Source organism: Corallococcus sp. AB045 (genome assembly GCF_003668895.1).
Lineage (GTDB): Bacteria > Myxococcota > Myxococcia > Myxococcales > Myxococcaceae > Corallococcus > Corallococcus coralloides.
The window spans coordinates 21252-47667 of the sequence record NZ_RAWN01000009.1 but is presented as its reverse complement, the minus strand read 5'-3'; the positions used below and the strand labels follow the sequence as shown (position 1 = coordinate 47667).

Genomic DNA, 26416 nt, shown 5'->3' with positions numbered 1-26416 from the left:
TCAGGCCGCGAGCCGCTGCCCTTGGAGCAACTGCTCGAGCGTCACCGCGCCACGGCTGGCCGCATCGGCTTCCAGGAAGGTGCGCTGCATGGCCCGGGTCCGGGCCTGGAACGCAGGGGTACCGAGGAGCTGATCCAGCTGCGCGCCCACCTGCTCCGCCGAGGTCTCTCGGATGTTTCCCCTCAGTCCGAGCCCATGGTGGACGACGCGCGCGGCGTTGCCCGGCTGGTCGAACATCAGCGGATACACGAGCATCGGAACGCCCAGACAGATGCATTCCTTCACGCTGTTGAGCCCACCATGGGTGATCATCAGCGACGCCTGTTTCAACGCGGTGAGCTGGGGAACCCAATCCACCACCGTGACATTGGGAGGCAGCGGGCCGAAAGCGTCCGTCCGCAGCTGCTTGCCCACGGCCATGAGCAGCCGGAGCCGGGGCCGGCGTGCGACGGCGGAGATGACGGACTGGAAGAAGGCTTGGTGTCCACGCAGCCGGTCGCCATGGCTCCCCAGTGAGCACAGGATGAGCGGCGAATCGTCCTGGGGAGGATCCAGGCGCAGCGGAGGCTCCGCCCGGTCGAGATCCACACACGGCCCCAGGTAGTGGACGTCCGCGGCCGAGCGGCGGAAGTCGAACTCCGGCGCGCTCATCACCAGCGTGGGGACCTGGAAGTGCGGGCCGATCTGCAGATGGGTGTTGAAGCTGGCGCGGGGCGCGCCGGGGTGCAGGCGATAGAAGGCGCGAAGCCGTTCGCGCATCTTCTCCTCGAACGGCAGGAAGGTGCGCAGGTACTGCCATTGCCATGCGAGCCGGATGCCGAGCCGCGAGCCGACACTTCCCGTGGGGACGTGGTGTGAGTTCAGCGGGGGGACGGCGACATCCCTGTTCAACGCGAGGTTGGTGCAGAGCTGGAACGCCGGCACGCCAGCCTTGTGGGCCGCCAGCACGGGCAGCGGGAACGTCGCATCCACGAGCAGCAGGTCGGCCCTCGCCTCGCGCAGGCGCGCCTCCAGCGTGGTCCCGAAGAGGGCCTCCGTGATGCGGAGCCCGTGCCGGTGGATCACCTCCCGGATGATGTCCTTGCGCGCCTGGGGGGAGAGCCCCGGGGCGGCCAGCTGTGCATCCAGCTCCGCCTGGCGCCCCCTGGGCATCGCCTCTTCGTGGATGGGGATGAACGGCCAGGGCCGCTCACGCAGGAAGGCCTCTCCATCCGGCGGAGCCATGTAGACGAGCTCGTGTCCCCGGGACGCCAACTGCCTCGCGAGCCCGAAGGTCGCGTGGATGTGGCCGGCCTCCGGTAGGGGAAGAAAGACGATTCTCGCCATGACTCCCGAAGGTAGCAGGGTGGTAATCTGGGTGAAACCGGAAGAACGAGAGCGCTCCGCGATGAAACCCTCGGTGTCCGTCATCATCCCCGCCTTCAACGTCGAGGCGTATCTGGGCGCTGCCATCGACTCGGTGCTTGAACAGACACAGCGGGATGTCGAGCTCATCATTGTCGATGATTGCTCCACGGACGGGACCGCGGAGGTCGCCGGGCGGTATCAGGACGCGCGCATCCACGTCCTCCGGAACGCGAAGAACGAGGGGCCTTCCCAAAGCCGCAACGTCGCCATCGACCACGCCACGGGGGAATGGGTCGCCATCCTGGATGGCGATGACTGGTGGAAGCCTCGGCGCCTGGAGGGGCTCCTGGCGCTGGCGGAAGCACACCGCGCGGACATCGTCTGTGATGACCTGCTGCTGGTCCCGGAAGGGGAGCGGAATCCCTCGGTGACGTTCTTCCAGACGCAGGCCCGGCGGCTGGGGCGGATTGAGCAGCCGTTCGAGGTGAACGCCCTGAAGATGGCCGTGGACGACTACGGGTTCCTGAAGCCTGTGTTCTGCAAGGCCTTCTTGAACGCGCATGCGCTTCGCTACAACCCGGCCCTGTGGGCCGGTGAGGACTTCGACTTCCTGCTCCGGTGTCTCCTGGCGTCTGGCCGGATGGTCGTGTCGCAAGAGGCGATGTATTGCTACCGGAGCCGGCCGGGTTCGTTGACCTCGGATCCCGTGCGGTGCCTGACGCGCATCATCGACATGGCTGATGCGCTGACCGCTTCCCTGGACCCCCGGACGCAGGGCGAGGTCATCGCGGCGATGGGCCGCTATCGCGAGTGGAAGCTCCGGGAGCGGGAGGATGCGCGGTTCCGCGCGCCGCTCCAGAAGGGAGCCTGGGGGGAGTGCATGTCATTGGCATGGAGGAACCCCGCGAAGCTCCCGCGGTACATGCCGATGGTGGGGCGGCAGCTCGTTTCACTGGCCGTTTCCAAGGCCCGTCGCTGAGTGGCTGACAAATCTTTCACAGAGCGTGGGTGGGGAACGTGAGCTGGGTCAAGTCTGGGTATGACGTGGTCATCATTGGCAGTGGCCCGGGCGGGAGCACCCTGGCCCAGGGGCTGGCGCGCCGTGACTGCAACGTGCTGGTGGTCGAACAGGGCGAGTACCTGAAGCCGGACCCTGCCCGGAGCGAGCAACAGACGACGTTCATCGCGGACTACCAGCGGCGCGGGATTCGCTACAACGTGGGCGGCGAATCGAAGTTCTACGGCGCGGCGCTCTACCGCCTGCGGGAGAACGACTTCAGCGCCAGGCAGACGGAGCATGGCGAGTCCACGGCCTGGCCCCTCTCCTACGCCGACCTGGAGCCCTACTACGACGAAGGCGAACGGCTCTATTCGGTCCACGGCTCGTCCGAAGGCGACCCCTCCGAGCCGCCTCGCTCCAGGCCCTTCCCCCACGGGCCCATCGAGCACGAGCCCTTCATCGCGGACGTGTTGAAGCGGCTCCAGGGCTGCGGCGTTCCCGTGGGCTACATCCCCAAGGGCGTGGACCGGGGCCCCAACGGCCGATGCGTCCTGTGCTCGACCTGCGACGGCTACTTCTGCCATCGCGACGCGAAGATGGACGCGGAGGTCGCCGCGCTCCGGCCCGCCCTCAAGACGGGCCGGGTGGACCTGTGCACCGGTACGGACTGCCTCAAGGTCCTCACCACGCCGGACGGCCGCCGCGCCACCGGTGTCCTCCTGCGCCGCGGAAGCGAGGAGGTCACCGTGCACGCGGACGTCGTCGTCGTGAGCGCGGGCGTCAGGGAGTCGCCGTTGCTGCTCTGGCGCTCGAGGAACGACGCCCACCCGGAGGGCATTGGAAACGCCAGGGGCGCCTTGGGGCGGTATCTGGCGGGCCACACGAGCGGCTTCATCTTTCCCTTCCTCGGGCTGCGCCCCATTCCGGAGCTCCACCAGAAGACCTTCGCCATCAACGCCTTCTACGGCGCGGCGGAGGATTGGCCCTATCCCCTGGGCGTCATCCAGGCGACGGGCCAGATTCCCATCTGGCAGCACGTGCATCCGCTCACCGCTCCGTTCGTGAAGTTCGTCGCGCGCCGCAGTCTGGTGTGTCTGTTGATGACAGAGGCCGTGGGCACCGCGGTGTCTGGGTTCGACTTCAACGAAGAGCAGATCGCCCGCGTCCACAATCCCAGACCCAGCCGTGAGACGTACCGGAAGCTGCGGAAGACCGCTGTCTCGCTCTTCCACAAGGCCGGGTTTCGCTGGGTCCATGCATCGGAGCACTTCGATGCGCCCTGGCACACGGTGGGGACGGCGCGGATGGGAGTGGATCCCGCGAGCTCGGTGCTGGATGCGGACTGCCGCGTCCATGGCATGGACAACCTGTACGTGCTGGACGCGTCCAGCCTGCCCACCGCTGGGGCGGTCAACACCACGCTCACCATCATCGCGCTGTCGCTCCGCGCCGCGGAGACCATCGCGCGGGTCCAGCGCAGGCCCCGGGTGGAAGTGGCGTGACCCGCGGGTTCAGCTCGCCCGCTTGACCGCGGGCTGGGGGCCGGGCAGCAGTTGCTCGATGACGGCCATCTCCGCCTCCGCCTCGCGGAAGCGGCTGCTCATCCTCGCGAGCGCCTGGGCATGGGAGGCGCTTCCCACCACAGAGTCGAGCAGTGAGAGCAGGGCGCGGGGCGTCAGCTGCTTCACGGCCCCCTGGACTCCGAGCCCATGGTGCACGACGAGCCGGCTCACGTCCGGCTGGTCGTCCTTCATGGGCAGCGCCACCATGGGGACACCAAAGTAGATGCACTCCTTCACGCTGTTGAATCCGCCATGGGTGATCATGGCCGCCGCGGTGCGCAGCAGTTGGAGCTGGGGCGCCTTGCGCACGGCCACGAGCTGCGCCGGGCCTCCGTCGAACTCCGCCGGGTCGAGCACGGACCCCACGGCGAGGACGAACTGCCATCGTGGCCGCAGCGCCGCCGCCTCGCTCACCGTCTTCATCACCTGACGGGCCAGGCCGGATGAGGCCAGCGTGCCCAGCGAGAAGAAGATGAGGGGCTGGTCCTCCTTCAGCCGCTCCCAGGGGAACGCCGGCTCCTGGCGTTCCAGATCGATGGAGGGGCCCAGGTGGAGCACCGGCTCGCGCCCGGCCGGCATGTCCGGCGTGGCGAACTCCCTGGGGAAGAGCACCACGTCGCGCAGCAGGGGGAGCTGGAAGGGTGGGAAGTCCACGGGCTCCATCGGGCAGCCATGCTTGAGCGCAAGCTGCCGGTGGAACTCCTGGAAGCGGGGCACCAGGCCCGCGCGCGCGAGCACGACTTCAAGCGGGCGCAGCACGGGCCTGAGCGCGCTGCTGAGAGGCTTGCCTTTGCTCGTCGGCAGCAGGTGCAACAGGTGCTGGGGGAGGGTGGTGTTCAGCCGCGCCACGGAGACGCCATGGCCATGACACACGATGGGCAGATCCATCACCCGGTCATCGCAGAGGACGAGGTCCGGGCGGAGGGCGTCCAGCAGCCTGTCGTATTCACCCTCCAGGGTGGCCTGGAGCACGGCATTGCGGCGCTGGATGTGGTCACGCGCGAGGTTGCGCAGCTCCCGGCCGCGCGAATGGGATGCCCTCGTCGTCATCTCCGCCACCAGGCCCTTGGGGAAGAGGGACGTGAAGACAGGGATGAGCTCGAAGCCCTCGGCCTGGAGCGAGGACTCGATATCCGGCAGGGAGCAGTAGACCACCCGGTGTCCGCGGGCCCGGAGCGTCTTCGCCAGCTTCAGCGTGGGGTTGATATGCCCTGCGAGCGGAAGCGGAGCGACGAGGATTGTGGCCATACGGCCTCCAAGGTGTCCCGGCTTGAGTCCCCCGGAAAAAGCGGCGCGGTTATACTTCGAGTGAAGGCGTGTCGACAGTCCTCGGAAGGCCCTCGGCTGCGGCGAAGGGCTCAAGTCTTGTCGCTGCACCGCATCAGTCCCACTGGAGGACGAGGGCCCCCGTCACCCTCCATATCCAGCCGCGTCCCGGTCCTCGGACTGAGCACCACCGAAACGAGGCCGGGTTGCCGCCCGGCCCCAAGGGAGCGGGTCAGGTCCGGGCCTGCCAGGTCAGCCACTCTCCCGGACGTGCCAGCTCCACGCTCACCTTCCGCTTGCGCGCGGAGGCCAGGAGCAGCGCTTCCGCGTCTGGGACCTCCTGGTAGTCATCGGAGGCGGCCACGCCGTAGTGGATGGGCACGAGGAGCCGTGCTCCCAACACCACGGCCGCGGCCACCGCCTGCTCGGGCGTCAGGACGGCATGCACTTCGCTCACGGGCTTCCGCCAGCCGAAGCGCGCCCCGTTGATGGGCAGGAAGGCCGCATCGAAGGGGCCGAACTGACGCCCGATGCGCCACCAGGACCCGTGCCAGAGCGTGTCGCCGCAGTGGATGACGCGGCGGCCTCCGCCCGAGACGATCCACGAAACCTGGGGATCCCCATAACCGTCCGCCGCGGGGACGGCGGTGGCGGTGAAGTCATTGAGCAGGATGGGCTCGTAGAGCGGAGCGGACCGCACGCGGAAGCCCGACGCGGCGGCCGCCACGGCCACGTCCGGGGCGCACACCAGCGTCCCGGTGTCCCCCAACGCCTGACGGACGGCCACCGGATCGAAGTGGTCGGAATGGCGATGCGTCACCAGGACGAAGCGGCTCCCGCTGCTCACGTCCATCGGGACGAGCGGGTCCTTCAGCGCCGCCCCCCATACGGTGGGGTCGATCAACGGGTCCACGAAGAGCGTGTCCTGTCCGAGCCGCAGCCGCACTCCGGCCCAGGCCAGCCGCTGGGCACGAAGCACGGCGCTGTCGACAGGCTTCGCCGCGCGGCCCGTGCCAGGGGGTATCAGGACCGCGCCCACTGAAAGCGCAGCCGCCGCACGCAGGAAGTCCCGGCGGCCCGTCCGCTCGGGCCGGGCCAGTCTGTCCCGGCTCTCGCTGCTCGAGGGGATCATCGGCTGATCCCCCTCGATGCGCTCACACGACCATGGCGGTACGACAGGGCTCTGCGTCCTCGGGAAGCTGTCTGTGTGGGGCATCCGTCCGTCCTCCTGGCATTGGGACGCCAACGTTAAGGAGGGGCTTGCCATGAGCACAGCGAAACGATTTCGCGATGATGCTGAATCCTGTTCATGTGAAGCTGCCCGGCATGCTCGAGCTCCGTCACTTCAAGCTGATTGCCGCGGTCGCCGACACGGGAAGCCTGGCCGCGGCGAGCCGGCAGCTTCACCTCACGTCCTCGGCGCTGAGCCACCAACTCCGCGACGCCGAGGAGCGCCTGGGCGTGCAGCTCTTCCAGCGCCGCCAGCGACGCCTGCTTTTGACTGGCTCGGGAGGGAAGCTGCTCCTCTCCGCACGGCGGGTCCTGAGCGAGGTGGCCCAGGCCGAGTCGGTCTGCCGCGCGCACCCACAGGATGATCTGCTCCGGCTCAGCACGGGCTGCTACACGGTGTATGGCTGGCTGCCGCCCATCCTGGGGCGGTGGCAGGCCGAGCACCCACGCGTCGAGCTGCGCATCGTCCTGGAGGCCACGCGTCAGCCGCTTGGGGCGCTGCTGAATGGCGAGCTGGATCTCGCCTTGACCCCGGACGTCCCGAAGCAGGCCCGCCTGGCGCAGACGCCGCTCTTCGAGGACGAGCTCCTGCTGGTGGTCCCCGCGGACCATGCGTTGGCGCGGCGGGGACATGTCACGGCGCAGGACCTGGTGCGGGAGCACCTGCTCACCTATGCCGCGCCCCGCGAGCAGCTCGATGTCTTCACACGCGTGCTCTGGCCCGCGGGCCTCGAGCCGCACCGGGTCTCTCCCGTGCCCCTCACCGAGGCGCTGATCGAACTGGTGCGTGGCGGTATCGGCGTGACGGCGCTGCCCGAATGGATGCTGCCGGACCAACGCCACGGGCTGCGGACCGTCCGGCTCACCCCTCGGGGAATCCGCCGCCGCTGGAGCGCGGTCACCCGCGCCTCCCGCCAGCGTCCCGCCCCGCTGACCCACTTCATCCAGCTCCTCCGCGAGCGCTTCGCCCTCCAGGGCAAGGCAGGGCCGCGGGCCTCCTCACGGAGAGAAACGCCCGCCGCGACCGCGCGCGGTCCAACTGCCGCCGTAACCTCCGCAACTCGCTCCGGCGGATGATCCGGGAGAACCTCCCGATCAGCCACCAGTACCGCCGGAAGCGTCTCCACGAGGCCGCGTCCGTCGCCGTCACCCTCAGCTCGACACCCAGCCACGCGCCGCCTCCTTCGCGTGGCTCCACCCGCACGTTCCAGGCGAGCTTGCCGAAGCCGGGCTCGCTGAACGCGGTGAAGCCCCCAGGCGTCACGCCCACGAAGTCGATGCGCGGTCGCCAGAAACGCCCGATGGCGCCGACCACCTGCTCGCGTCCGGTTTCCTCGCCCAGCAGGAGGAAGCCGTTCCCCGGCGCCACGATGTCATCGATCCGCATGTGCGGGGACCGCCGCACCGGTCTGCCACGAAGACGCGCGAGGATGCGCTCGGGGAGCAGCCGGAGTGCGAAGAGCCAGCGGATGAACGGGACGTCGTGCAGATCCATCGCTCGCACGGCGGCCCAGGCCCTCTCGGGGCTCGCGGCGGTGGCGACCCGGTCCACCTCGCGCAGCGCGCAGTCGGGCATGAACTGGTGGATGAGCGTCATGCCTTCATCAGATGTGCTTCGCGCCCCGGTTCGGCAAGCAGGGCGGGCAAGCGAGTGTACGCACCCGCGGGGCCACGCGGTGCGAGGGCCGGGGCTCACTTCCTTCACTCAAGGGACCGGCGGAGGTTCGGGCTCGAGCGGCGCGAAGGGACTCGGGCCGAGGTCCTCGAGCCTGAAGTCATCCATCGTCAGCGTGCCGACGCGCTCCAGGGCCAGCCCCACGCTCAGCCCCCGGCCCGCGGCGGGCGCGGGGGGCGTCGTCCACTCGGCGTAGCCGTAGGTGCCGCGCGTGGGCAGCAGGGCGCTCTGTGCCCACCACACCCAGCCGCCCGAAGCGTTGCGGTAGTACGCCTTGAAGAGGGGCGCGGCCGTGGCCTTGTACCAGGCGGACACCTTGTAGCGGTGGCTCGTGGTGAGCGGCGGTGCGCACGCTCCGAGATCCTGCAAGGAGATGAGCTTGCGATCCCCGCTGGAGTAGCTGGTGAGGCTCAAGCGCTGGGCCCAGCTCCCTGAATGGGCATCCGCGGTCCGCAACCAACTGTAGGAGTTGGCGCCATAACCGCCGCGCTGCCAGCAGTCCGGAGCTCCGTCGCCGTTGCTGTCGGTCTCCAGGGATGGATTCGCCAGCAATTGCGTGGGAGGTGGTGTGCCCGCGTCGGGCAGTGGGGGCCCGTTGACGGGCGGCTTCACCGCGCCCCCGATGACCTGGTCCACCGTGCGCACGAACGTGCCTCGCGAAGCGCGCGCCGCGAGCCAGTCCAGGAAGGCCGTGAAGGTGGACACGTTGATGCCGTAGGTCTCGGACGACGGGCACGGCCCCGGGCAGATTTCGTGGAAGGCGATGGGCACCCAGCCACCGCCGGCGGACTCGGCGCGGAGCACCAGCCCCTGCAGGTCCGCCAGCGTCTGGGTTCTCTGGATGGAGCCGTGGTTGCGAATGGCGAAGGCGTCCTGCGGCGGAACGGTCTCCGCGTACGGGCAGCTCGTGCAACTGTCCGGCGTCCGCAGGCCGCCAGACTCTCGCGCGGAGTTGTAGTTGCAGCCGATGACGACCTGCTCGGTGGTCGCGTCCCGGGCTCCGGACGGGTAGGCGAATGACGTCACCCTCAGCCCCGCGTTCATCAGGGCCACGCGGTCGTCACACACCTGTCGGCGCTGCGAGTCCACGTCCAGCGGGGGGAGCTGGACATGCGACACCGTGTGGCCGCCCACCTCGTGGCCGGCGGCCTGGAAACTCCGGAGCTGAGCAAGTGTCAGGTAGCCCGGGATGCCGAGCCGCCCGCTGCTGACGAAGAAGGTCCCACGCAGGCCGCGCGCCTCCAACAAGGATGCCGCGTTGACCTGGCTGGCCCTCGCGTCATCGAAGGTGAGCGAGACAACGAGCTGCCCGGGCTCCAGGACGAGGCGCGGCGGCTGCTGCTCCAGCGCCTCTTCGGGCCCAGAGGGCGCGGAGCCCTGGCATGCCAGCGCCATCAAGAGAGGAATCACGAACAATGACAGCTCAAGCGCGCGGGCAGGCCGGGGGGAGCGGAAGCAGGGGGGCATGGTGCCCGCCAAGGTGCGTGCTCTCCTCTCGCCGCCAAGAGGCCCGGAAGCAGGGCGCGGCTGCTCACGGGTGAGCGCAGTCAGTGCGCGGCCAGTCGCTCGCGCAATGCGGTGACCACCTGCTCTTTCGATTCGCTCAGCGCGGGACTCACGTCCACCGGATAGGGCGGCCGTGCCGGCTCCAGCCGCCGCACCTCCCGTGGCAGGCGCGTCAACGCCTCCCGCGCGTGCGCCCGCAGCGCCGTCAGCGGTGGAGAGGCGCCCTCCAGCCGCCGGCCCGCGTGCATCACCCGCCGCAGCAGGGGATGCCCCGGCAGCACCTCGTCATGGCACGCGAGCACGTCCCGGCTCGCCACGCCGTCCCGCTCCTCGCGAAACACCTGCTTGCGTCCGGGCAGCAGCACCTTACCCGGTGACAGCTTGAGCCGCCCTCGGCCCGCGTACTCCACCAGCTTGTAGGCCATGTCCAACGCGGGCGCGTCCTCGGACACCCCCATGGCCGTGCCCACGCCGAACGCGTCGATGGGCGCCTGATGCGACAGCAACCGCGCCACTTCGTCCTCGTCCAGTCCGCCGCTCGCGAGGATCCGCACGCGCTCCAGCCCCGCGGCGTCCAGCAGCGCGCGGGTCTGGTGCGAGAGCGACGCCAGGTCCCCTGAATCCAGCCGCACCGCTTGCACGTGGAAGTCCGGCCCGAGCTCCCTCGCGAGCGCCACCACCTTCCGCACGCCCTCGAGCGTGTCGTACGTGTCCACCAGCAGCGTCGTTTCAGGGAAGCGGTGGACGTAGGCGCGGAAGGCGGCGAGCTCGTCGTCGTGCGCCTGGATGTAGCTGTGCGCCAGGGTGCCCGCCACGGGGATGCCGTAGCGCTGCGCGGCTTGAAGGTTGGACGTGGCGCTCACCCCGGCGACATGGGCTGCGCGCGCCACCTTGAGGCCCGCGTCCTCGCCATGCATGCGCCGCACGCCGAAATCCACCACCGGCCGTCCACGCGCGGCCTCCACCACTCGCGCCGCCTTGGAGGCCGCCAGCGTCTGCAGGTGCACCTGGTTGATGAGATACGTCTCCACGAGCTGCGCCTCGGGCAGGGGCGCCACGACCTCCAGCAGCGGCTCCTGGCCGAAGACGGGAGTGCCCTCGGGCACGGCGTGAACGTCCCCGGTGAAGTGGAAGTGCTCCAGCCAGTCCAGCAGTGGCCGGGAGAAGCGCCCCAGTGACTCCAGCCAGGCGAGCTCCCCGGGGGAGAAGCGGAGCGTCTCCAGATAGGTGAGGGCCTGCTCCAGGCCGCATGCCAGCAGGAAGTTCCGGCGTGCGGGCAGCCGGCGGACGAAGAGGCTGAAGGCCGCCTGTTCGTGGAGCCCCTCGGCGAGGTAGGCGTCCACCATCGTGAGCTCATAGAGGTCCGTGAGGAGCGCCGGCATCATGGGTTTCCTCCCTCCGCGCACCCTCATGAAACGTATTGCCGTGGGCTGAGGAGTGGGGCACCGGGATGGCGAACCGCGCCGTCCCAGTGTCCCACTCGGCATCCATTCAGCCCGCGCACAGCGCTGCCGCGAGCACCCGGTGTGGCGTAGCGCACCTCACGGCGTGTAGACCTCCGCGGACTCCGATTCCACTTCGGTGTTGGGAGGTGTCCCGGCGATGAGCGCCCTGCCGTCTGCCAGCGCCGTCACCGTGTATCCAAGCCGCGGGATGGCCGGCGCAGGGGCCATGCTCCACGTGCCCGAGCCCGGCTCATACAGCTCCGCCACCTCCGGGCCCACGACGAGCGCCCTGCCGTCGGTCAGCAGCACCGCAGGGCCACCGATGGGTTCGAGTGGGGCACCCGTCAGGCTCCAGGTGTTCAGGAAGGGGTCATACAGCTGTGCCGTCCTGCCCCCTGTGACGAGCGCCTTGCCATCGAGCAGCACCACCGGCTGGCCTCCCAGGGGCGCGAGCGGAGGACGGGCCGGGCTCCAGGTTCGCGTGGCCGGATCATACAGCTCCGCCGCGGTGACTCCCGTGGCGAGCACCTTGCCCGTGGGCAGCAGTGGCGCCGTGGAGAAGTGGGGTTCGGCCATGGCGCCCGCCGGGCTCCAGGTGCCCGTGGCCGGGTCGTACACCTCTGCGGACGTGAGGGAGCCGTTGATGTCCTCGCCTCCCGCGACGAGCACCTTGCCGTCCAGCAGCCGCGTCGCCAGGTGCCTGGAGCGGCCCTGGGCCATCGAGCCTGTCCGGGTCCAGGTGTTCGTGGCCGGGTCGTACAGCTCCGCCCCAGCGGAAAAGCCCTCGACGCCCTCGAAGCCTTCGCCTCCCACGACGAGCACCTTGCCGTCCAGCAGCAGCGTCGCCGAGTGGAAGAGGCGGCGCGCGTTCATGGGGGCGCCCGCGCTCCAGGTGTTCGTGGCCGGGTGGAACAGCTCCGTCGTGTCCAGGTAGAAGCTCCGTTTCTGGGCGCTTCCTCCCGCGATGAGCACCCTGCCGTCCTGAAGCAGCGTCGCGGTGTGGCCCCACCGGGGCCCGCCACCCATGGGGCCGGTCGGATCCCACTGTCCCACCAGGGCGCAGTCCGGCAGCCCCGCCACCGTGAAGCTCCGGCTGGCCGTGAGGTCGAAGGCATTCGTCACGGTGACGGTAACAGTTGGAGTCGTGCCCGGGCGGATACACGCGGGCGCCGTCCAGGTGACGCGGCTGTGGGTGCCCACCTGCGCCGGCGCGCCTGTCGTGCCGACACTGGAGTCCCACGCGAAGCTGAGCGCGGAGCCCTCGGGGTCGCTGGCCACCACCTCATACGTGAGCACCTGGCCCGGGCTCGCCGTGTCCGAGGAGCGGTAGGAGCGGAGGATGACGGGCTCGAGGTGGTTGACGGGGGGCGTGCTGGTAACGCACAGGGCGACGGTGCCCGTGTTGTGCCCGCCGCGTCCGTCGGACACGGAGACGCTCAGGCGGCAGTTGTTGCAGGCTTCGGCTGGCGCGAGTGAGGGCGTGAACTGACCGAGGGCGGAGGTCGCGTCGGTCCAGGTGCCCGCGCACGACGCGCTCCAGGAATAGGAGAGGCTGTCCCCGTCCGGGTCCATGGCCAGCGCGAAGACCGTGGTCATCTGCCCGACGGAGAGCTGCGTCGCCGTCGCGGTGATGGAGGACACCTCCGGTGCGCTGTTGAAGGAGATGGACAGCTCGGCCTCGCCTTCCCCTTCGGGCAGGACGTTGACGACCAGGAGCGCGCTGGAAGCCAGTCCGCGCGAGTCGGTCACCGTGAGCGTCAGCGTCTGGATGCCGGTGGACGTGGGCGCCGTCCACGTGGTGTCCCGCTCGGAGGGCGAGGAGATGGAGCCCGCGGTGGCGCTCCACGTGTAGCTGATCGTGTCCTCCGGGTTCGGGTCATGCGCGGAGGAGAACAGCGAGACAGTGCCTCCGGCCGCCACTGAGCTTGGGTTCGCCGCCACGAAGTCGATGATGGGCGCTTCGTTGTCGAAGGGTGGCGGCGGGTTGATTTGCTGGAGGGTGATGGCGACGAGGGTCGTCTGGTTCGCGAGGATGGAGACGCCGTCGGCGGAGCCAGAGAAGAGCAGGGTGCCGGAGGCGTCATAGGCGCGCGCGGCGAAGGCGCGGCCGGTGCCCGCGGGGATGTTGCCAATGGTGCCGCCCCACACGCCGTTCGTGGGCGCCAGGTCCACCCAGACGGTGCGGATGTCCGGCCCGCCCGAAGCGACCGCCACGCGGGTGATGTTGGATGCGAGGGATTGGGGCACCGAGACGGCGAACCGCGCCGTCCCGGTGTCCCCGGCCGTGGCTCCACAGCCCGCCAGCAGCGCCGCCGCGAGCGCCAGCATCAGGTGAAGGCCTGCTCTTTTCATGGTCGTCCCCCTCGCCGCGAGCGTGATGCTCGCGAAGCAGTCGCAGCGGATGAGAGGACTTGGGACGGAGCGCGAGAATGATCATCCTGCTTGCGATGGATTCGACTATCCAGGATGGAAGGCATTGCCGCCTATGACCCGGACAGGTGGCTCAGCGTCCTTTGGCTGACGGCCGGGGCGCCTCCGTGTGCATCTGGCACGGCTTGTCTCAGGGCGTCGTCAGTAGGGCGCGCAGACGAGGCCCACGCAGTTGCCCGCGCCATTGTCTCGCGCGACGTTTCCTCCTCCGTCGAACGCGGTCGGAGCGAAGAGGCCAAAGCCCGTGTTGCCCAGGGCGACGTTGTTGAGCACCGTGGGCTTGCCAGGCGCCTCGACCCGGAGGCCGTCGCCGTCGTTGCTCAGGAACTGGTTGCCGCGGATGATCCCCGTGAGCACGACGGGAACCTGCCAATCGCGGCCGGTCAGCGACAGACCGTCCGCGTTGTCGAAGAAGGTATTCCCGTGGATGTAGACCGTATCGGCGGCCGCCTGGAGACCCGCCCCGTTGCTGACGACCAGCGAGTCGAGCATCGAGAGCTTTTGCGGCTGCCACACGGGAACCTCCGGCGGCGCGAGCGCGGTGTTGTTCGAGATGAGTGTGTTCTCGAACCGCATCTCGTCGCATTGGCGAAAGCCGTTGTCATTCGGGATGGTGCTCACGGAGGCGTTCCACGCGAGCGTGCTCGACCTGAAGCGGACGCGGCCCTGCCTGCAGAAGACGGCCAGTTCGTTGGACGTGAAGGTGGAGTCGAGCACGTCGATGTCATGGAAGTCCACGTACATCGCGACCTCGTTATGGGTGAAGACGGAGGACCTCACGTCGAATGAACCGGTGGATCCGTCGGGTTCACCGTCCAGCCCGACGAGGTTTCCCGTCAGGCGGCATTCCGTGATGAGGAACCGCATATCGACGACGCCGTTGAAAATGGCGGCTCGGTTGTCCAGGAGCGCCAGTTGGTGGAGTCGCAGGTTCCGCACGTCCGAGGATTCGGTGGTCGCGACGCCCTTGCCGAAGCCCTGGATCGTGCCATTGCGCACCATGCTGTTGGTATCGACCGTGATGCCGACAGACTCCAGATTCTCCGGGCCGGTGCGGCGGATGGTGTGTCCGCCCAGGTCGAGGACGATGCCTTCGCCGGCGATGCGGAGCGCGAAGGGGGCCGTGCCCGGACAGGAGAGGTCGCGCGTGAGCTTCGTGGAATGGGTGAGGGTGTCACCGCAATGAACGGTGGTGCCTCCGCTGGCCCGGGCGGCGGGCGCCCCCATGAGCAACGTGGCCGTGGCGACGGCGACGGCGAATCCATGCGCCTGCTTCATGCTGCCTCCCTGGGCCGGAGGAATCCGGCCGCAGGCGGACAGGCTAGGCATTGCGCTTCCGGTGGCGTCCCTCCCGGCAGTAGCGGCACGCCCGCTGGGGCGTAACAGTCTGCTCGCGTGGGAGGATGAGGCGGCGCGGGCCTTGAGCACGAAAGGGGGCCAGGGGACAGGCGTGTCGCCGTGAGGCCGCGAGTCCCCGGAGGGCTCCCTTGTGTCCTGCGCCCGCCATTTCCATCTCAGACGGGAACCCATTCGCGGAGAGCGCCCGGCGCATGTCGCGCGCGGGGGGCTTCCACGCCTTCCTGCCCCCACGCGGGCCCATGAAGATCCATCACCTCACGGTGGCCGAGAGCCTGCGCAGCCTGGACAGCCGCGCTGGCCAGCGTCGAGGCGGAGCGCCGCCAGCACGAGTTCGGCCCCAACGAGGTTTCCCATGCGCGACAGGCGTCGCTGGTGCGGCGCTTCCTGCACCAGTTCACCCACTTCTTCGCGCTCGTGCTCTGGGCCGCCGCGGTCCTGGCCTTCGTGTCGGCGTGGCAGGAGCCCGGCCAGGGCATGGAGACGCTGGGGTTCGCCATCCTGGGCGTCATCCTCGTCAACGGGGTGTTCTCCTTCGTCCAGGAGTACCGCGCGGAGCGGGCGCTCGCGTCGCTGCGCCGGCTGCTGCCCGGTGAGGTGAAGGTGCTGCGCGACTCCCAGGTCTGTCTGCTGCCGGCTTCCGCGCTCGTGCCTGGCGATGTGCTCGTGCTGGAGGAGGGGCGCAAGGCGTGGGTGCGGCGCCCATGAGCTGGAGGGCGGGAGCGTCGTCCCGTCACCTCGTCCGCCCGAAGGGCCTGGGCTTCCAGAGGTACGTGTCCAGGTCCTCCAGCAACCGGTCCGTCATCTTCGTGGCGTCGGGCCTCCATCGAGTCCTCCGAGAAGGCGATCATCAAGCCAGAGGCACACGCCACCTGGAACCGTGGGGACATGGCCGTCAGCGCCCTGGATGAGCACGCGAGCCCCTGCGCGCCAGGGGTTGCATCCGGCCGCGGTCGTGCGCTGCGTCCATATGAGGAGGACGCGCGGGAAGGCCCCGCCGCCACGCCGTGCGACTGGTCGCACGGACTCGACGTCCGGGGAGGCGCCATGTCGCTCGCAAGGTTCTGCCGTAAGCCGGTGGCCATCATCCAGTCCACGCAGAGCGTGGCCGAGGCCGCGGAGACACTTCGCGACCAGCACGTGGGCGTGCTCGTCGTGGTGCAGGAGGATCTGCGTCCGGTGGGCATGCTGACGGACCGGGACATCGTGACCCGGGTGATGGCCGCGCGGAAGGACGCCGCCGCCACCTCCGTCGCGGACGTCATGTCGCCCAAGCCCTTCGTGGCTCGCCTGGAGGATTCCATCGACATGACCCTCTTCGCCTTCCGGAATCACGGCGTGCGCCGCCTGCCCATCGTGGACGAGCAGGGACGCGTGGCGGGGCTCGTCTCGCTCGACGACCTCTGGGTGCTGCTGTCCGCGGAGCTGGACCAGACGGCCGCCGCCGTGCGCGACAACCAGGGGCCGTGAGGCGGCTCCTCCCAGGACCGCTGGATGGGCGGGAGAGCCGAGCGCATCAAGAGGCGCGCGAGCTCCCGCTGCTCCGTCCAACGGGTCGTCCCACTTCGCGGAGGAACTCACCCCCACTGGAGGACGAGGGCCCCGTCACCCTCCAGCGCCAGCCGCGTCCCGGTCCTCAGTCGGCGTGCCTCGCGGTCCATGACGCCGCACAGCCACTCGGCGTCCTGACGCGAGGCCCGGTGGGGCCGGAGTTGACGCAACTGCATCGGGACCATGCGCAGGCTGACGAGCTGGCCGCTCATCGAATCCACCGACGCCAGGTACATCAAGGCCAGGTCGGGCCTGTAGTCCTCGTGGCCGTGGATACCCTCGTAGTCGTTCAGGAAGTCTCCGCAGCCGTGGAGGATGAGCTTGCCCTGGTGGACCTCGATACCGCGGGGATGGTGTGAGGAGTGGCCGTGGACGACGTCCACTCCGGCTTCCCCGATGAGCGCATGGGCAAAGGCCCGCTGGGCCTCCGGCACCGCGTAGCCCCAGTTTCCGCCCCAGTGGATGGAGGCGAGGACGACGTCTCCCTTTTGCTTGATGGACGCCACCCGCTCGCCCAGACGCCGCGCAGTGGCGAGGGACAGGTCGGGTAGCAGGTCCACGCCCGGCCTGTTCATTCCCGCCGCCCATGCTGGCGGAATGCCGCTGCTGTCGTCTCCGAACGAGAACACGACGACCCGCCTCCCTGGACCTGCTTCCAGGAGGGCGGGGCGCCGGGCCTCCTCCAGGTCTTCTCCCAGCCCCGCGGTGGCGATTCCCAGGCGCCGGAGGGTGGTCAGTGTCTCCGTCAGCCCCGGGTAGTCCCAGTCGAGCACGTGGTTGTTCGCCAGCGCGCAGCAGTCGATGCGGGCCGCCGTGAGACAGGCGGCGTTCTGCGGGTGCATGCGGTAGTGGATGCCCTTGTCGGGCCACCATTGCTCGCTCGTGGTGATGCTTGTCTCCAGGTTGATGATCCGGACGTCGGGCTCGGCCTGATCCAGCGCGGCGAGCGCGTCTCCCCAGATTTCACCGAAGCCGACGGGCTTGCGGATGGGGCCGTTGCGCTCCTCGGCGAGCGCGACGTAGGCCCGGGCATCCTTCAGGTAGGACTCATGGATGCCGGGTGGAGCAGGGTGGGGCAGTACCTGATCAATGCCCCTGCCTGTCATCACGTCGCCGCAGAGGAAGAGGGAAGTCAGCCTCTTGTCCTGGTGGCCAGGAGTCATCAGTAGGTGAGCGACTTCTTGGTGGTCACGGCATGGGCGGAAGAGATGCGCTTCTCCACCTCTTTCGCGTCGTGACCGCGCGGGCACTTCGGCGCTCGCTCGTCGTGCTCCTTCATGGACATGAACGCGGTGAAGGGCTCCTGGCACTTGCGGCAGAAGAACTCGTAGATGGGCATGGCGTGCTCCCCCTTTGAAGGAAGATGCGGTCCACCACCGGCAGGTGGCAGGGCACGAGGCGCCATCCAGCCGCCGACGCGCCAGGCCGGGCTTACTGCCTGGAACATTCGAATAGATATGGAAGTGGAAACCCTGAACCGTCGAGTGCCGACAATTCCCCGGGGCTGGTGGGTGAGATGCCACCATTCCGTCGTGTAGGATTCGTCTCCCCAAGCACCTTCAACCGGAGGCAGGCCCTTGATCAGCTCCCTCATCCGCCAGGTCGTCAGCACGGTCCATGCCGCGGTCACGAAGCCTGCGGTGGCGCAGCCTCCGGCTCCGCCTGCTCCCTCCGCGGCGCCGTACTTCCAGGACGGTGTGGACGCGGCGAAGGCTGCCCCGGTGAACCTCAGCGGCTACGGGAACACGCCTTCGGCCGCAGCTCCCGCGAGCGTGGATTCTCCGCTGACGAAGGCGAGCAAGGGAGAGAAGGTCGGCCCGGAGCTCATCCACCTGGACGCCGGATGGACTCCCCAGGGGCAGGGCTACGACGCCAAGCGCGGCGAAGTGCTCACGACCTATTACAACGACGACCATCGGGTGCTCCTGTCCGTGCAGGACAAGGACTCGGGGAAGGAGACGCATCAGGCCGTGCTCGGTGGACCGCCGCCTGCGGGTCCTCCCAGCCATGGTGGCGGCGTCTCCACGGATGGCGACCACGTCTATGTCTCCGACACGGATCACATCTACGTCTACACGCGCGAGGAGATCGAGGCCGCGCAGAACGAGTGTCGTGAGGCCATGCCCTCCCAGGTCATGGATGTCCCAAAGCCTGAAGGGCTGACGGATCCCGCCACGGGCATCGGCCTTGTCTCCGCCGGCAGCTTCATGACCGTGAAGGACGGCTACGCGTACATCGGTGGCTACAGCAAGGACGGCGATGGCAAGGCGGGTGCCGTCTGGCGGTACAAGATCGACGAGAAGACCGGCGAGCTCATCAAGGACTCGCGCGAGGGCCCCATCCGTGCTCCAGACCGCGCGCAGGGGATGACCATCGTCGACGGCGGGATCATCTTCACCACGGGCGACAAGAAGCTCATCTACCAGCCGTTCACGTCCACCGAGGACACGTTCTCGGCGGACATCGACCAGCGCGTGGACATCGACAACGGGCTCATCGACTCCTACGCCCAGGGCGTGAACATCATCGATGGCGAGATCTGGGTCACCTACGAGAGCGGCTCGCACAAGTACCGTGACAACGTGGACGAGCCCCGTGAGCACATCCAGCGCATCCCGCTGGAGGATCTGGACCTCGCGGCGGGATGCCTCACGGCGGAACAGCTCGAAGGCTAAGCCCTCCCGCATGCCTTTGTGGGGGAGAGCACCTCCAGGCGCAACGCGCTAACGTAGGTTTGCTTTACTACCAGCAAGCCAGGACACGTTGGCCCGGGGAGGCCTTGTGAGTCGTCGTTGGAGCGCGTCGGACGTGCAACCGATGTTGTCGGAGCGCGTTTGCTTCGACCACGTTGCGCGACACCTCTATCAGCCCAAGGAACGATGGGAGCAGGTCATCCCTCGATTGGGTGATGCGCGTGCTCGCGCCTGGGCGGCAGGCTGCGCTGAAACGATCCTGGATGCACCGAATCCCGACTGTGATCGGGCGCAGAGCTCTTGCCGTGAGCACGTCCAACGTGATCACGACACGCTCCTGATGCCCGCCTACCTGAAGGAGATTGAGGGGGCGGAGCACGCGGGACAGGTTGGTGGGCTTCCCGACGCGAAGGGGATGGGACGTGGTTGGGCCTTTGTTGGAGATCGGGGGGTCTACGTCATTGTCCGGGAAGTAGGGCCCAGTCATCGCCCTGAGGTGAAGACCGCGTACCGCGTCGTTCCCCGAAAGGGGCACCAGCCCGAGGACTTCCGCAAGGCGGCACTCAGGAAGCTCCGCGACAAGACGACCTGGGGGAAATGAAATGAGCAGCCTGGAGCCACGAGAGTGGATACAGAAGGCATGGGTGGAGCTGGCGCAACTGGCGCCCATGGCGGAGGTCGAGCCTGATGATGCCTGGCGGGCATTGGTCCTCGCGGCACGTCTGCTGGACAGCCCATTTGGCCTGGTGCCTCCTACTGAGTTGCTGCGCCGCCTTCCGGATTTGGTTCAGCAAGCAGGGCTGCCAGAGCCAGCAGCCCTGTTGACGCGCCTGGCATCGGAGCTGGACGGAGAAGCAGATCCGGAGGGTCCCCTCCTGGATGTGCTGCTCGACATTGACGACGCGATGGGAGTGCTCAACCTGCTTGGCGACGCGAACTCGGCCGCGTCGTTGGCTCGTGATTCGATCGCCTTCATTGCAAGGCACCCCTCACGCATCCGCGCACTGGAGCGCTTCGCGGTGCTTCGCCAGGCGACCTTGCGTCCTGAATTGAGAAGCGCGGCAATCTGGACTGCCGTCATTCGCGCCCCTAAGTCTTCGTCCGACATCGTGTCGAAGGAGGCTCGTCGGGACGAACGTCCATCGTCGGGATGGGTCCCGCCGGTCGTGGTGCTTCCACTGCCTGTGGAGACGTTCCGGCCTCAAGCCTGGACGGGCACGAACACGGTGTCTCTCCAGTCGGAGGATGGTGTCACCCAGGCATGGCTCTATGAAGATGCCGGACGACTCCTTCTGGAGATCCGCGGTGGACTTCCTCCTCCAACGAAGGCCCGCCTGGTGGCGCGGCGCCGAGTCGACGCAAGGGAGCTGGCGGTCCTGGACCTCCAACTCACGGTGGAGGGGCATACCGCTTACGTGGACCTGCGGAACGCTGGAGGGCAGGGCAATCCACTGCATGGCCTCCTCGCACGGACGGGCCTGCCTGCCGATGAGGTCGAACTGCGGCTCGTGGTGATGCATGAACGGTGAAGCGCTTGCGCTCGAACCGTTGATGCATGGACCGATCGAACGCCTGCTTCATCCGGCGGAGAAACGGCGGTGGCTCGCGCGAGAGGTGCCCCTACTCATCGCCAGACAACTGAGCCATCCCGTCTCCCCCGAGATCCGGGAGGCCTGGTGTTCGCGCTTCGTCGAGGAGCTCTGGCCCGCAATCCAAGCTGAAAGAGGTCACCGCTGGGACCTGGGCTGGGCCGAACTCGTCGCGGGGATCGCGGCCAGCATCGAACTGCTCGTGGGCGAGCTGCCTGGCGACCTCCAGCGCCAACTGGACGATACGCCCGCGAAGGCGTTGTGGGCGCAAGGGCGACGTCGCCACGAGCGCTACATGCTTCTGCTGGATGAGAAGGCCCACATCTGCAGGATGTTCGTCTTCGCGAGAGAACTCCCCTCTGGAGTGCCCGTGGAGAGTGGGGTCACCTGGAGGCATGACGGGCCTGCGTTCCAGGGCCGGTCTCACACGCTGTTGCTGGCCTTGATGGCAGGAGGTCTGCTCCCGGACTCGCTGGGGCCGATCGCCGCTTCGGGTGAGCTGGATGAAGATGGCCGCACGGTGCGCCCAGTCCGAGGGCTCATCGAAAAGGCGAAAGCGTGGTGGGAGAGCTTTCCGAACGGAATGCTGATCTCCGGTCCCCTGGACCGAATGGGAGATGATGACTGGCGCGCGCTGGGTGAGGACCCATGGCCTCAATGGATCTCCGGTGGTTCGCTGAGTGAACTGACGGCGAAGCTGGAGGCGCCTCCTGCCAGTCCCAGGCGCTGGGATGGGACGGTCCTGGCTCCGGAGCACATCGCGGAAGCCGCGCTGGATTACATCGCGGAGCCGCCCCCGGGGCCTCTGCGAGATCCACTGCTCGGCGCGGCCTGGGCCGCGAGCCTGAAGGGAAGTGAGGAAGGGGGACGGCGTGGCGTTCTCATCGAAGGTGTCCCAGGGGCGGGCAAGAGCACCCTCAGCCGGGTCTTGGAGTCGCGGTTCCGAACGAGCCTCTGGGGGAACTTGGGGTTCGTGGTGCGCCGTTCCGCACGAGAGCTGGCCGAGGACCTGTCACGTTCCTCCGCGCGAACGTGGTTCATGGTCCTGGCGGTACGAGAACCAGAGCGCCGTGCCTTGTTCGAGGAGTTGGACCGCACTGCTCGCCTCGTTCCCCTGGTGGATGGGTTGGACGAGCTGAGCGGCGTCGCGCTCAAGGACGTGGCTTCGCTGCTCGGGAACAGCCCAGGGTGGTGGATGGCGACCACCAGACCCATGGTGAGCGTCCTCTCGCGCCTGCCCCCCGTGTGGCGCCTCCAGATCCGACAGCCCTCTTCGTCGGAGGCCCGCAGATTGCTGCGGGGCGCGGGGCGTGGAGACCTCGCGGAGCGGCTCTTCGTCGGCGATGACTGGCGTCGCCCCCAGGTCCCCGCCAGCCTGGTATCGCTGATCCAGACGCCCCTGCATCTCACCCTGCTTGCACGGGTCCTACGTGAGAATGAATCCCTGGAGCAGCTTTCGGATGACCGGCTGTACCAGCGCGTCTTTGACGGGCTGATCGAGCAAGCCTGCCAGGAACAACGGCTCACGGAAGATGATGCACGCAGGCTCCGCGGCCTGCGAGGCGACGTGATTGGTGAGCTTGCGCTCGCCTGGCTGCGGGATCCGAAAGGATCGCTGGATGGAGCAACGGTTGACCTGCTCCTGGGCGAGGCGGGTTTCAAGGCAGCGGAGAGACCGGACCTGCTGCGCGCCTTGGAGTTCGGTCATCTCCTGGCTCCAGCAGGAGACGCATGGGATTTCGCACACCGGACGTTGGCCGAGTGGGCTGCTGCGGAAGCATTGCACCGGCAGGTGTCACGGCGGCAGCGGGAATGGGAGCGGTCCTCCGGAGCCTCCGCCGATCCAGAGGCACGAGCACGCATCGAACTGGAATGCCTTGCCTTCTTCCTGGGGGATGACAGCCCGAACTGGGGGCAGCTCCTGCGTTTCTATGCGGCACACCTCCGTGAGCCATTGGCGCTCCTGGCCCGCCTCACCCAGGTGCGACTGCCGACGTGGACGCCTGAAATGGACTCCGGAACGGGCCGTTCATCGCCGGTATCCGAGTACCTGAGGACCTGGGACCTCGCCTTCGACCTGCTTTCGCGGGCACGGTGGTCCCGCCCTCGGGAGGCATGTCTTGCGTGGGGAATGGCTGCTCGCCGCTGGCTCTTGTTCGAGCCCCACGGGGATCGCTTCGTCCCCGGCGAGCGGGACCTCACCCTCCTCAAGGCGCTCGCTGTCGCGGTTTCTGGCCTTCTTCCCCGGACACTTCCAGAGCTCCAGGCGCTGGTAGGGAGAACGGAGGCTCAGCGGACCCGGCTCCTCGACAATCCGACATTGTTGCTGCCTGCGATCCCACCGAGCCACGCGTCGACACTGGACGGTCTGCTACGGGATGACTCGCCCACGGTGCGGTTGGCCGTACTGCGCTGGTATGCCGATCATGGGCTGGAGCCAGACGAGAGCCTCCTCGATTCAATGATGCTCATGCTGCCAGCGGAGATCGAGGCGGCCGAAGCTGAAGCCCCAGCTGGACTGGCGGAATCCCAGTCACAGATGTCCCGAAAGGCGCATTCTGAAGCGCTGGGGCGGCTGGAAGCCCTCGTCTGGGAAACGAGTCTGCGAACTCGCCGTGCGCTTCCCAGGTCCAAGGTCCATTCCCGGATGCGCCGGTGGCCGGAGAATCTCGAGGAAATCATCATCCGTTGGATTGGCATGCCCACGGGACGCGATGTTTCGGCGGAGGACGGGCACCAACATCGGCGCGAGGTGGTGGCCGCCAGCCTTGAGGAGGCCGTCGGACTGACCGCGAGCATCCTCAAGGAGCTGAAGCAATTGAGAGAGGCGCCTGAAGGCGCCGGGCTCGTCGGTCATCTCCTCGAGTCCTTCAGTGACAGCATGAAGCCACAGCCTGGACCCCTGCTTCGCGAACTCCTGCGCGGAATGGAATGGACGGCGCCCCTCGAAGTCTCGAGCGGCGAGGGCTCGCAACGGTTGGAGGCAGGGCTCCGGCGCCTGATGCGCATCCGGAATCGTCTGGTGGAAACAGTCAATGCGCTGGATGACACGCGGTTGGAGCCGGTGCTGGGTGGACTTTGGGGCCTGCTGCATCCCGAGCAGCCCGAACGAGAGGTGCTGCTTCGGGCGATTGAAGAGGCCCAGCGGCCTCCACCGCAGGTGCCTGCGCGCCTGTTGATGGAGCGTCAGGGAGATGACTCCTGGATGTTGGAGCGGTTTTCCTGGACCCCATCCCATCTGCCGGAGCTGCGCGAGCTATCGGCGAGCGGGAGAGGAACGCTTCGCTTCATGGCGATCCGCCTGCTTGCAAAACAGGAGCGTGGAGACGAGAGGCAATCCCTCGTCCAGGCATTGCCCTCCGCGGACCCTGAACTCCAGGAGCAGATCCAGCGCCACCTCGAGCGGGAGACGGCCGGGAATGAGCCTCTGCGGGTGAAGTCACTTCCATTGGATGCCGCTGCCAGATTGCCACTGCTTCAGCGCGTGGAGCATGAGGTCCCAGGATGGAAGGCCGGCCTGCTCGCCGAACTGGCTGGACCTGACTCCTACGTGGAGCCATTGGTCCGGCTGGCCGTGCGAAAGGGGATCCATGAAGCGCTGCCCCTGCTCGCGGGGCGGTTGGAGAAGAAGTCCTGGCAGGACTCTGGGCTTACAGAGGCGATTGCACTCCTGTGCACGGCTTCAGAAGCCGACGCGCGGTGGGCACGGGTCGCCCTGCGTCATGCACTGCTTCATGGCTGGCCGGATGAGCCGATGGATCGGCGTCGTGCACGCGAAAGCACGGGACGAGCGCGTGCTGGCGAGGTCCTGGCTGGCTTCCTTGAAGTCGGCGACCTCGAGCTCCTTTCGCTTGGCGCGCGATCGGCCCTGCCGCACCCAGCGCTCGCGGCCGCCATCCGCCGCCTGGGAGCGCGAGCCCGGGAGCGACTGATGACCCTCTACCGCGACGCCAACGACGCGGTGCTCGCGAGGATGAGCCACCCCGGGGAAGACGACTCCGAGCGCGTTCCGACGGGGAGCGACCGGGAGTTGGCGAAGCGGAGGAACGCCCTGGCTGAAACCCTGGTGGTTTCCTTCGACCCCTTGTGTGGAGGGCTGAAGGAGCTTGTGGACCTTGCGCTCCAGGTGGTGGGAGGCGATGTCCACCACGTCTACAGCATGCCCGGCCCGCTGGGCTCCGACTTTGATGGGCCTGGCGATCTGGATTGGTACTCCGACCAGGAGAATGCAGGGTTGGTGAAGGCGCTTGGCCAGGAGTTGGAGGCAGGCCTTGCACGAGAGCCCGGCGCATGGCCAGAGCTTCGCAGACTGTTCGAGAGCCCTTCGGAGACGCTTCGCCTGCGGGCTTTTGAGCTATGCGCAGGCAGAGCGCCCTCGCACCTCGTAGCGCAGCTCGCACTCGATGCACTGGATGGGTTCGCGCGCGCGAACCAGACTCGATGGACGGGCCCCTCCCTGGCGTATCGCCTTTCCGGAGGAGGGGGAGCCGGGACTTCGTATGTCGAAGTTCCAGAAACCGCGACCCGGCTCACGGAGGCGGTGCGTCAGCGTCTGACCCCCGCGCATCGCGGTGTCGTTGAAGTGCTCGCCGCGCATGGGTTCCCAGTTTTTCGAGCACTGGCCGCGCGATGGAGTGGTCAGTTGGGTGATGAGTCGTGGGTCGGCATTCTCCGGCCGTTGCTCACGGATCCGGTGCCTTTCGTCGTCTACAACGCGCTCTACGCGCTGGCGTTGATTGCCCCCAGGTCCCTGGAGGATTCGCTGTCGCAGGCGGATCGCACGGTCTGGACGACCTCGCACGACGCCATGCTGTTTCAGTGGCTCCGCGGTGACGATCGGCGTCAGTCCGCGAGCCTCCTGTCGAAACAGGATGGGCCACCCCCCATGGAGCCGTTGCGCTACCTGTCGGTGGGCACGGTCGAGCGCTTGCTGATAGAGGCCGCGGAGCGGTGCACGCGGCCATCCGAAGACGAGCCCCGTAGAACGCCGCCTTTCGACGGATTCCCCAGCCTCATCGAAGAGGTATTCGCTTCCCTCTGGAGGACAACACGTCCAGGACCCTCCAGTCAGGAGATGTTGAAGAATTGGACCCATCATCCGGTGGTCTCGGTCCGTGCAATCGCCTTGAGGCTGCGCGCTGCTCATGACTTGTTGGCGGCGGAGGAAGTCCTGCCGTTGCTCTCAGGCGTGCCCATCGAGCAACTCCGCGCGGCGGAGTGCCTCGTGCGCATGGATGATGAGTCGCACGCAGAGGCCGCCTCTGCTTTCTGGCGGTCCGCGCTCGGACGCGATGGTGCCCTGATGGGCTCTCGGCACAGGCTGGATCTCTATCATGAGCGCGCTGAGGACCGGCTCATGTGGGCCCTGCGAGGAGCATCCCACCGCTTCGCCCCTCTGCTCGGATTGGTGGCCGCTCATATCCCTTATGACTCCGCCGAGGGAATGGATACGCCAGAGGGCGAGCGGTTGGTCCACGACACGCTCCAGGTCGTGCACCGCTGGGGGGAGCGTGGGGTGCGCGCCTTGTTGGACCTGATCGAGGCAAGACACGTGGAGGACCATTACGACTTCATGGAGCTTGTGAAGCGAACGGCACGTCGCAGCGAGTCCTTCCGGGAGTACCTGGGCCTGCTTGCAAAAGACAGAGGGGGGCCTGCGGAGCGCGCCTACACAGAAGTGCTTGTTGCTTTGGAAGAGGACGACCTTGATGGATTGGCGGTGCGCCTTGCCGAGGAAGTCTTCCCCGAGGGCTGGCCCACCTGAAG

At 67.9% G+C, this 26416-nt stretch carries 17 protein-coding genes; 8 read left to right on the top strand and 9 right to left on the bottom strand.

Annotated elements, in window-relative coordinates:
- Positions 1-1326 (bottom strand): glycosyltransferase, encoded by a 1326-nt coding sequence (locus D7Y21_RS03810; RefSeq protein ID WP_158627226.1) that lies wholly within the window; start codon positions 1324-1326, stop codon positions 1-3.
- A 61-nt stretch (positions 1327-1387) separates the two neighbouring features.
- Between D7Y21_RS03810 and D7Y21_RS03805 the strand changes: the two genes are divergently transcribed.
- A complete protein-coding gene (locus D7Y21_RS03805; protein WP_158627225.1) occupies positions 1388-2326 on the top strand; it encodes a glycosyltransferase family 2 protein in 939 nt (312 codons plus the stop codon).
- 38 nt (positions 2327-2364) lie between these two features.
- Positions 2365-3849, top strand: coding sequence for a GMC oxidoreductase (locus D7Y21_RS03800; RefSeq protein WP_147469183.1), 1485 nt, complete (start codon positions 2365-2367; stop codon positions 3847-3849).
- 9 nt (positions 3850-3858) lie between these two features.
- Here D7Y21_RS03800 and D7Y21_RS03795 read toward each other — a convergent pair whose 3' ends face one another.
- Positions 3859-5157, bottom strand: a complete 1299-nt coding sequence (locus D7Y21_RS03795) for a glycosyltransferase (RefSeq protein WP_121711305.1) — start codon at positions 5155-5157, stop codon at positions 3859-3861.
- A 250-nt stretch (positions 5158-5407) separates the two neighbouring features.
- A complete protein-coding gene (locus D7Y21_RS03790; RefSeq protein WP_121711303.1) occupies positions 5408-6307 on the bottom strand; it encodes an MBL fold metallo-hydrolase in 900 nt (299 codons plus the stop codon).
- A gap of 194 nt (positions 6308-6501) precedes the next feature.
- Between D7Y21_RS03790 and D7Y21_RS03785 the strand changes: the two genes are divergently transcribed.
- Complete coding sequence (locus D7Y21_RS03785) at positions 6502-7482, top strand: LysR substrate-binding domain-containing protein (RefSeq protein ID WP_233591824.1); 981 nt, start codon at positions 6502-6504, stop codon at positions 7480-7482.
- Between the two features lie 628 nt (positions 7483-8110).
- On the opposite strand, the gene D7Y21_RS03775 is transcribed toward D7Y21_RS03785, so the two are convergent.
- From D7Y21_RS03775 to D7Y21_RS03760, 4 genes are all read right to left on the bottom strand, one after another.
- Positions 8111-9490: a polysaccharide deacetylase family protein gene (locus tag D7Y21_RS03775; protein WP_158627224.1), complete on the bottom strand. Its 1380-nt coding sequence runs from the start codon at positions 9488-9490 to the stop codon at positions 8111-8113.
- A 137-nt stretch (positions 9491-9627) separates the two neighbouring features.
- On the bottom strand, positions 9628-10971 hold the full coding sequence (locus tag D7Y21_RS03770; RefSeq protein ID WP_121711299.1) for a nicotinate phosphoribosyltransferase: 1344 nt from the start codon (positions 10969-10971) through the stop codon (positions 9628-9630).
- A gap of 156 nt (positions 10972-11127) precedes the next feature.
- A complete protein-coding gene (locus tag D7Y21_RS03765) occupies positions 11128-13383 on the bottom strand; it encodes a kelch repeat-containing protein (RefSeq protein WP_121711297.1) in 2256 nt (751 codons plus the stop codon).
- 219 nt (positions 13384-13602) lie between these two features.
- Complete coding sequence (locus D7Y21_RS03760) at positions 13603-14889, bottom strand: right-handed parallel beta-helix repeat-containing protein (RefSeq protein WP_370038061.1); 1287 nt, start codon at positions 14887-14889, stop codon at positions 13603-13605.
- Between the two features lie 180 nt (positions 14890-15069).
- Between D7Y21_RS03760 and D7Y21_RS03755 the strand changes: the two genes are divergently transcribed.
- On the top strand, positions 15070-15525 hold the full coding sequence (locus D7Y21_RS03755; RefSeq protein ID WP_158627227.1) for a cation-transporting P-type ATPase: 456 nt from the start codon (positions 15070-15072) through the stop codon (positions 15523-15525).
- Positions 15526-15864: 339 nt separating this feature from the next.
- A complete protein-coding gene (locus D7Y21_RS03750) occupies positions 15865-16287 on the top strand; it encodes a CBS domain-containing protein (protein ID WP_158627223.1) in 423 nt (140 codons plus the stop codon).
- Positions 16288-16394: 107 nt separating this feature from the next.
- Here the strand turns inward: D7Y21_RS03750 and D7Y21_RS03745 are convergent, their stop codons facing one another.
- Both D7Y21_RS03745 and D7Y21_RS03740 read right to left on the bottom strand, forming a co-directional pair.
- Complete coding sequence (locus D7Y21_RS03745) at positions 16395-17531, bottom strand: CapA family protein (protein ID WP_121711290.1); 1137 nt, start codon at positions 17529-17531, stop codon at positions 16395-16397.
- Complete coding sequence (locus D7Y21_RS03740) at positions 17531-17707, bottom strand: zinc ribbon domain-containing protein (RefSeq protein WP_014397215.1); 177 nt, start codon at positions 17705-17707, stop codon at positions 17531-17533. Before D7Y21_RS03740 ends, D7Y21_RS03745 begins: the two co-directional genes overlap by 1 nt.
- A 238-nt stretch (positions 17708-17945) precedes the next feature.
- Here D7Y21_RS03740 and D7Y21_RS03735 point away from each other — a divergent pair, with 238 nt between their 5' ends.
- The 3 genes from D7Y21_RS03735 to D7Y21_RS03725 all read left to right on the top strand — a co-directional run bounded on the left by D7Y21_RS03735 (position 17946) and on the right by D7Y21_RS03725 (position 26414).
- Positions 17946-19043: a hypothetical protein gene (locus D7Y21_RS03735; protein ID WP_121711288.1), complete on the top strand. Its 1098-nt coding sequence runs from the start codon at positions 17946-17948 to the stop codon at positions 19041-19043.
- A gap of 620 nt (positions 19044-19663) precedes the next feature.
- Positions 19664-20590, top strand: coding sequence for a hypothetical protein (locus D7Y21_RS03730; protein ID WP_121711286.1), 927 nt, complete (start codon positions 19664-19666; stop codon positions 20588-20590).
- Positions 20580-26414: a HEAT repeat domain-containing protein gene (locus tag D7Y21_RS03725; protein WP_147469181.1), complete on the top strand. Its 5835-nt coding sequence runs from the start codon at positions 20580-20582 to the stop codon at positions 26412-26414. Before D7Y21_RS03730 ends, D7Y21_RS03725 begins: the two co-directional genes overlap by 11 nt.
- The last annotated feature ends 2 nt before the right edge of the window (positions 26415-26416 follow it).

Excerpts from the sequence above, each read along its gene's own strand:
- D7Y21_RS03810 (WP_158627226.1), bottom strand. The coding sequence starts at position 1,326 with ATGGCGAGAATCGTCTTTCTTCCCCTACCGGAGGCCGGCCACATCCAC.
- D7Y21_RS03805 (WP_158627225.1), top strand. The coding sequence starts at position 1,388 with ATGAAACCCTCGGTGTCCGTCATCATCCCCGCCTTCAACGTCGAGGCG.
- D7Y21_RS03795 (WP_121711305.1), bottom strand. The coding sequence starts at position 5,157 with ATGGCCACAATCCTCGTCGCTCCGCTTCCGCTCGCAGGGCATATCAAC.
- D7Y21_RS03790 (WP_121711303.1), bottom strand. The coding sequence starts at position 6,307 with ATGATCCCCTCGAGCAGCGAGAGCCGGGACAGACTGGCCCGGCCCGAG.
- D7Y21_RS03785 (WP_233591824.1), top strand. The coding sequence starts at position 6,502 with ATGCTCGAGCTCCGTCACTTCAAGCTGATTGCCGCGGTCGCCGACACG.
- D7Y21_RS03770 (WP_121711299.1), bottom strand. The coding sequence starts at position 10,971 with ATGATGCCGGCGCTCCTCACGGACCTCTATGAGCTCACGATGGTGGAC.
- D7Y21_RS03765 (WP_121711297.1), bottom strand. The coding sequence starts at position 13,383 with ATGAAAAGAGCAGGCCTTCACCTGATGCTGGCGCTCGCGGCGGCGCTG.
- D7Y21_RS03750 (WP_158627223.1), top strand. The coding sequence starts at position 15,865 with ATGTCGCTCGCAAGGTTCTGCCGTAAGCCGGTGGCCATCATCCAGTCC.
- D7Y21_RS03745 (WP_121711290.1), bottom strand. The coding sequence starts at position 17,531 with ATGACTCCTGGCCACCAGGACAAGAGGCTGACTTCCCTCTTCCTCTGC.
- D7Y21_RS03740 (WP_014397215.1), bottom strand. The coding sequence starts at position 17,707 with ATGCCCATCTACGAGTTCTTCTGCCGCAAGTGCCAGGAGCCCTTCACC.
- D7Y21_RS03730 (WP_121711286.1), top strand. The coding sequence starts at position 19,664 with ATGAGCAGCCTGGAGCCACGAGAGTGGATACAGAAGGCATGGGTGGAG.
- D7Y21_RS03725 (WP_147469181.1), top strand. The coding sequence starts at position 20,580 with ATGAACGGTGAAGCGCTTGCGCTCGAACCGTTGATGCATGGACCGATC.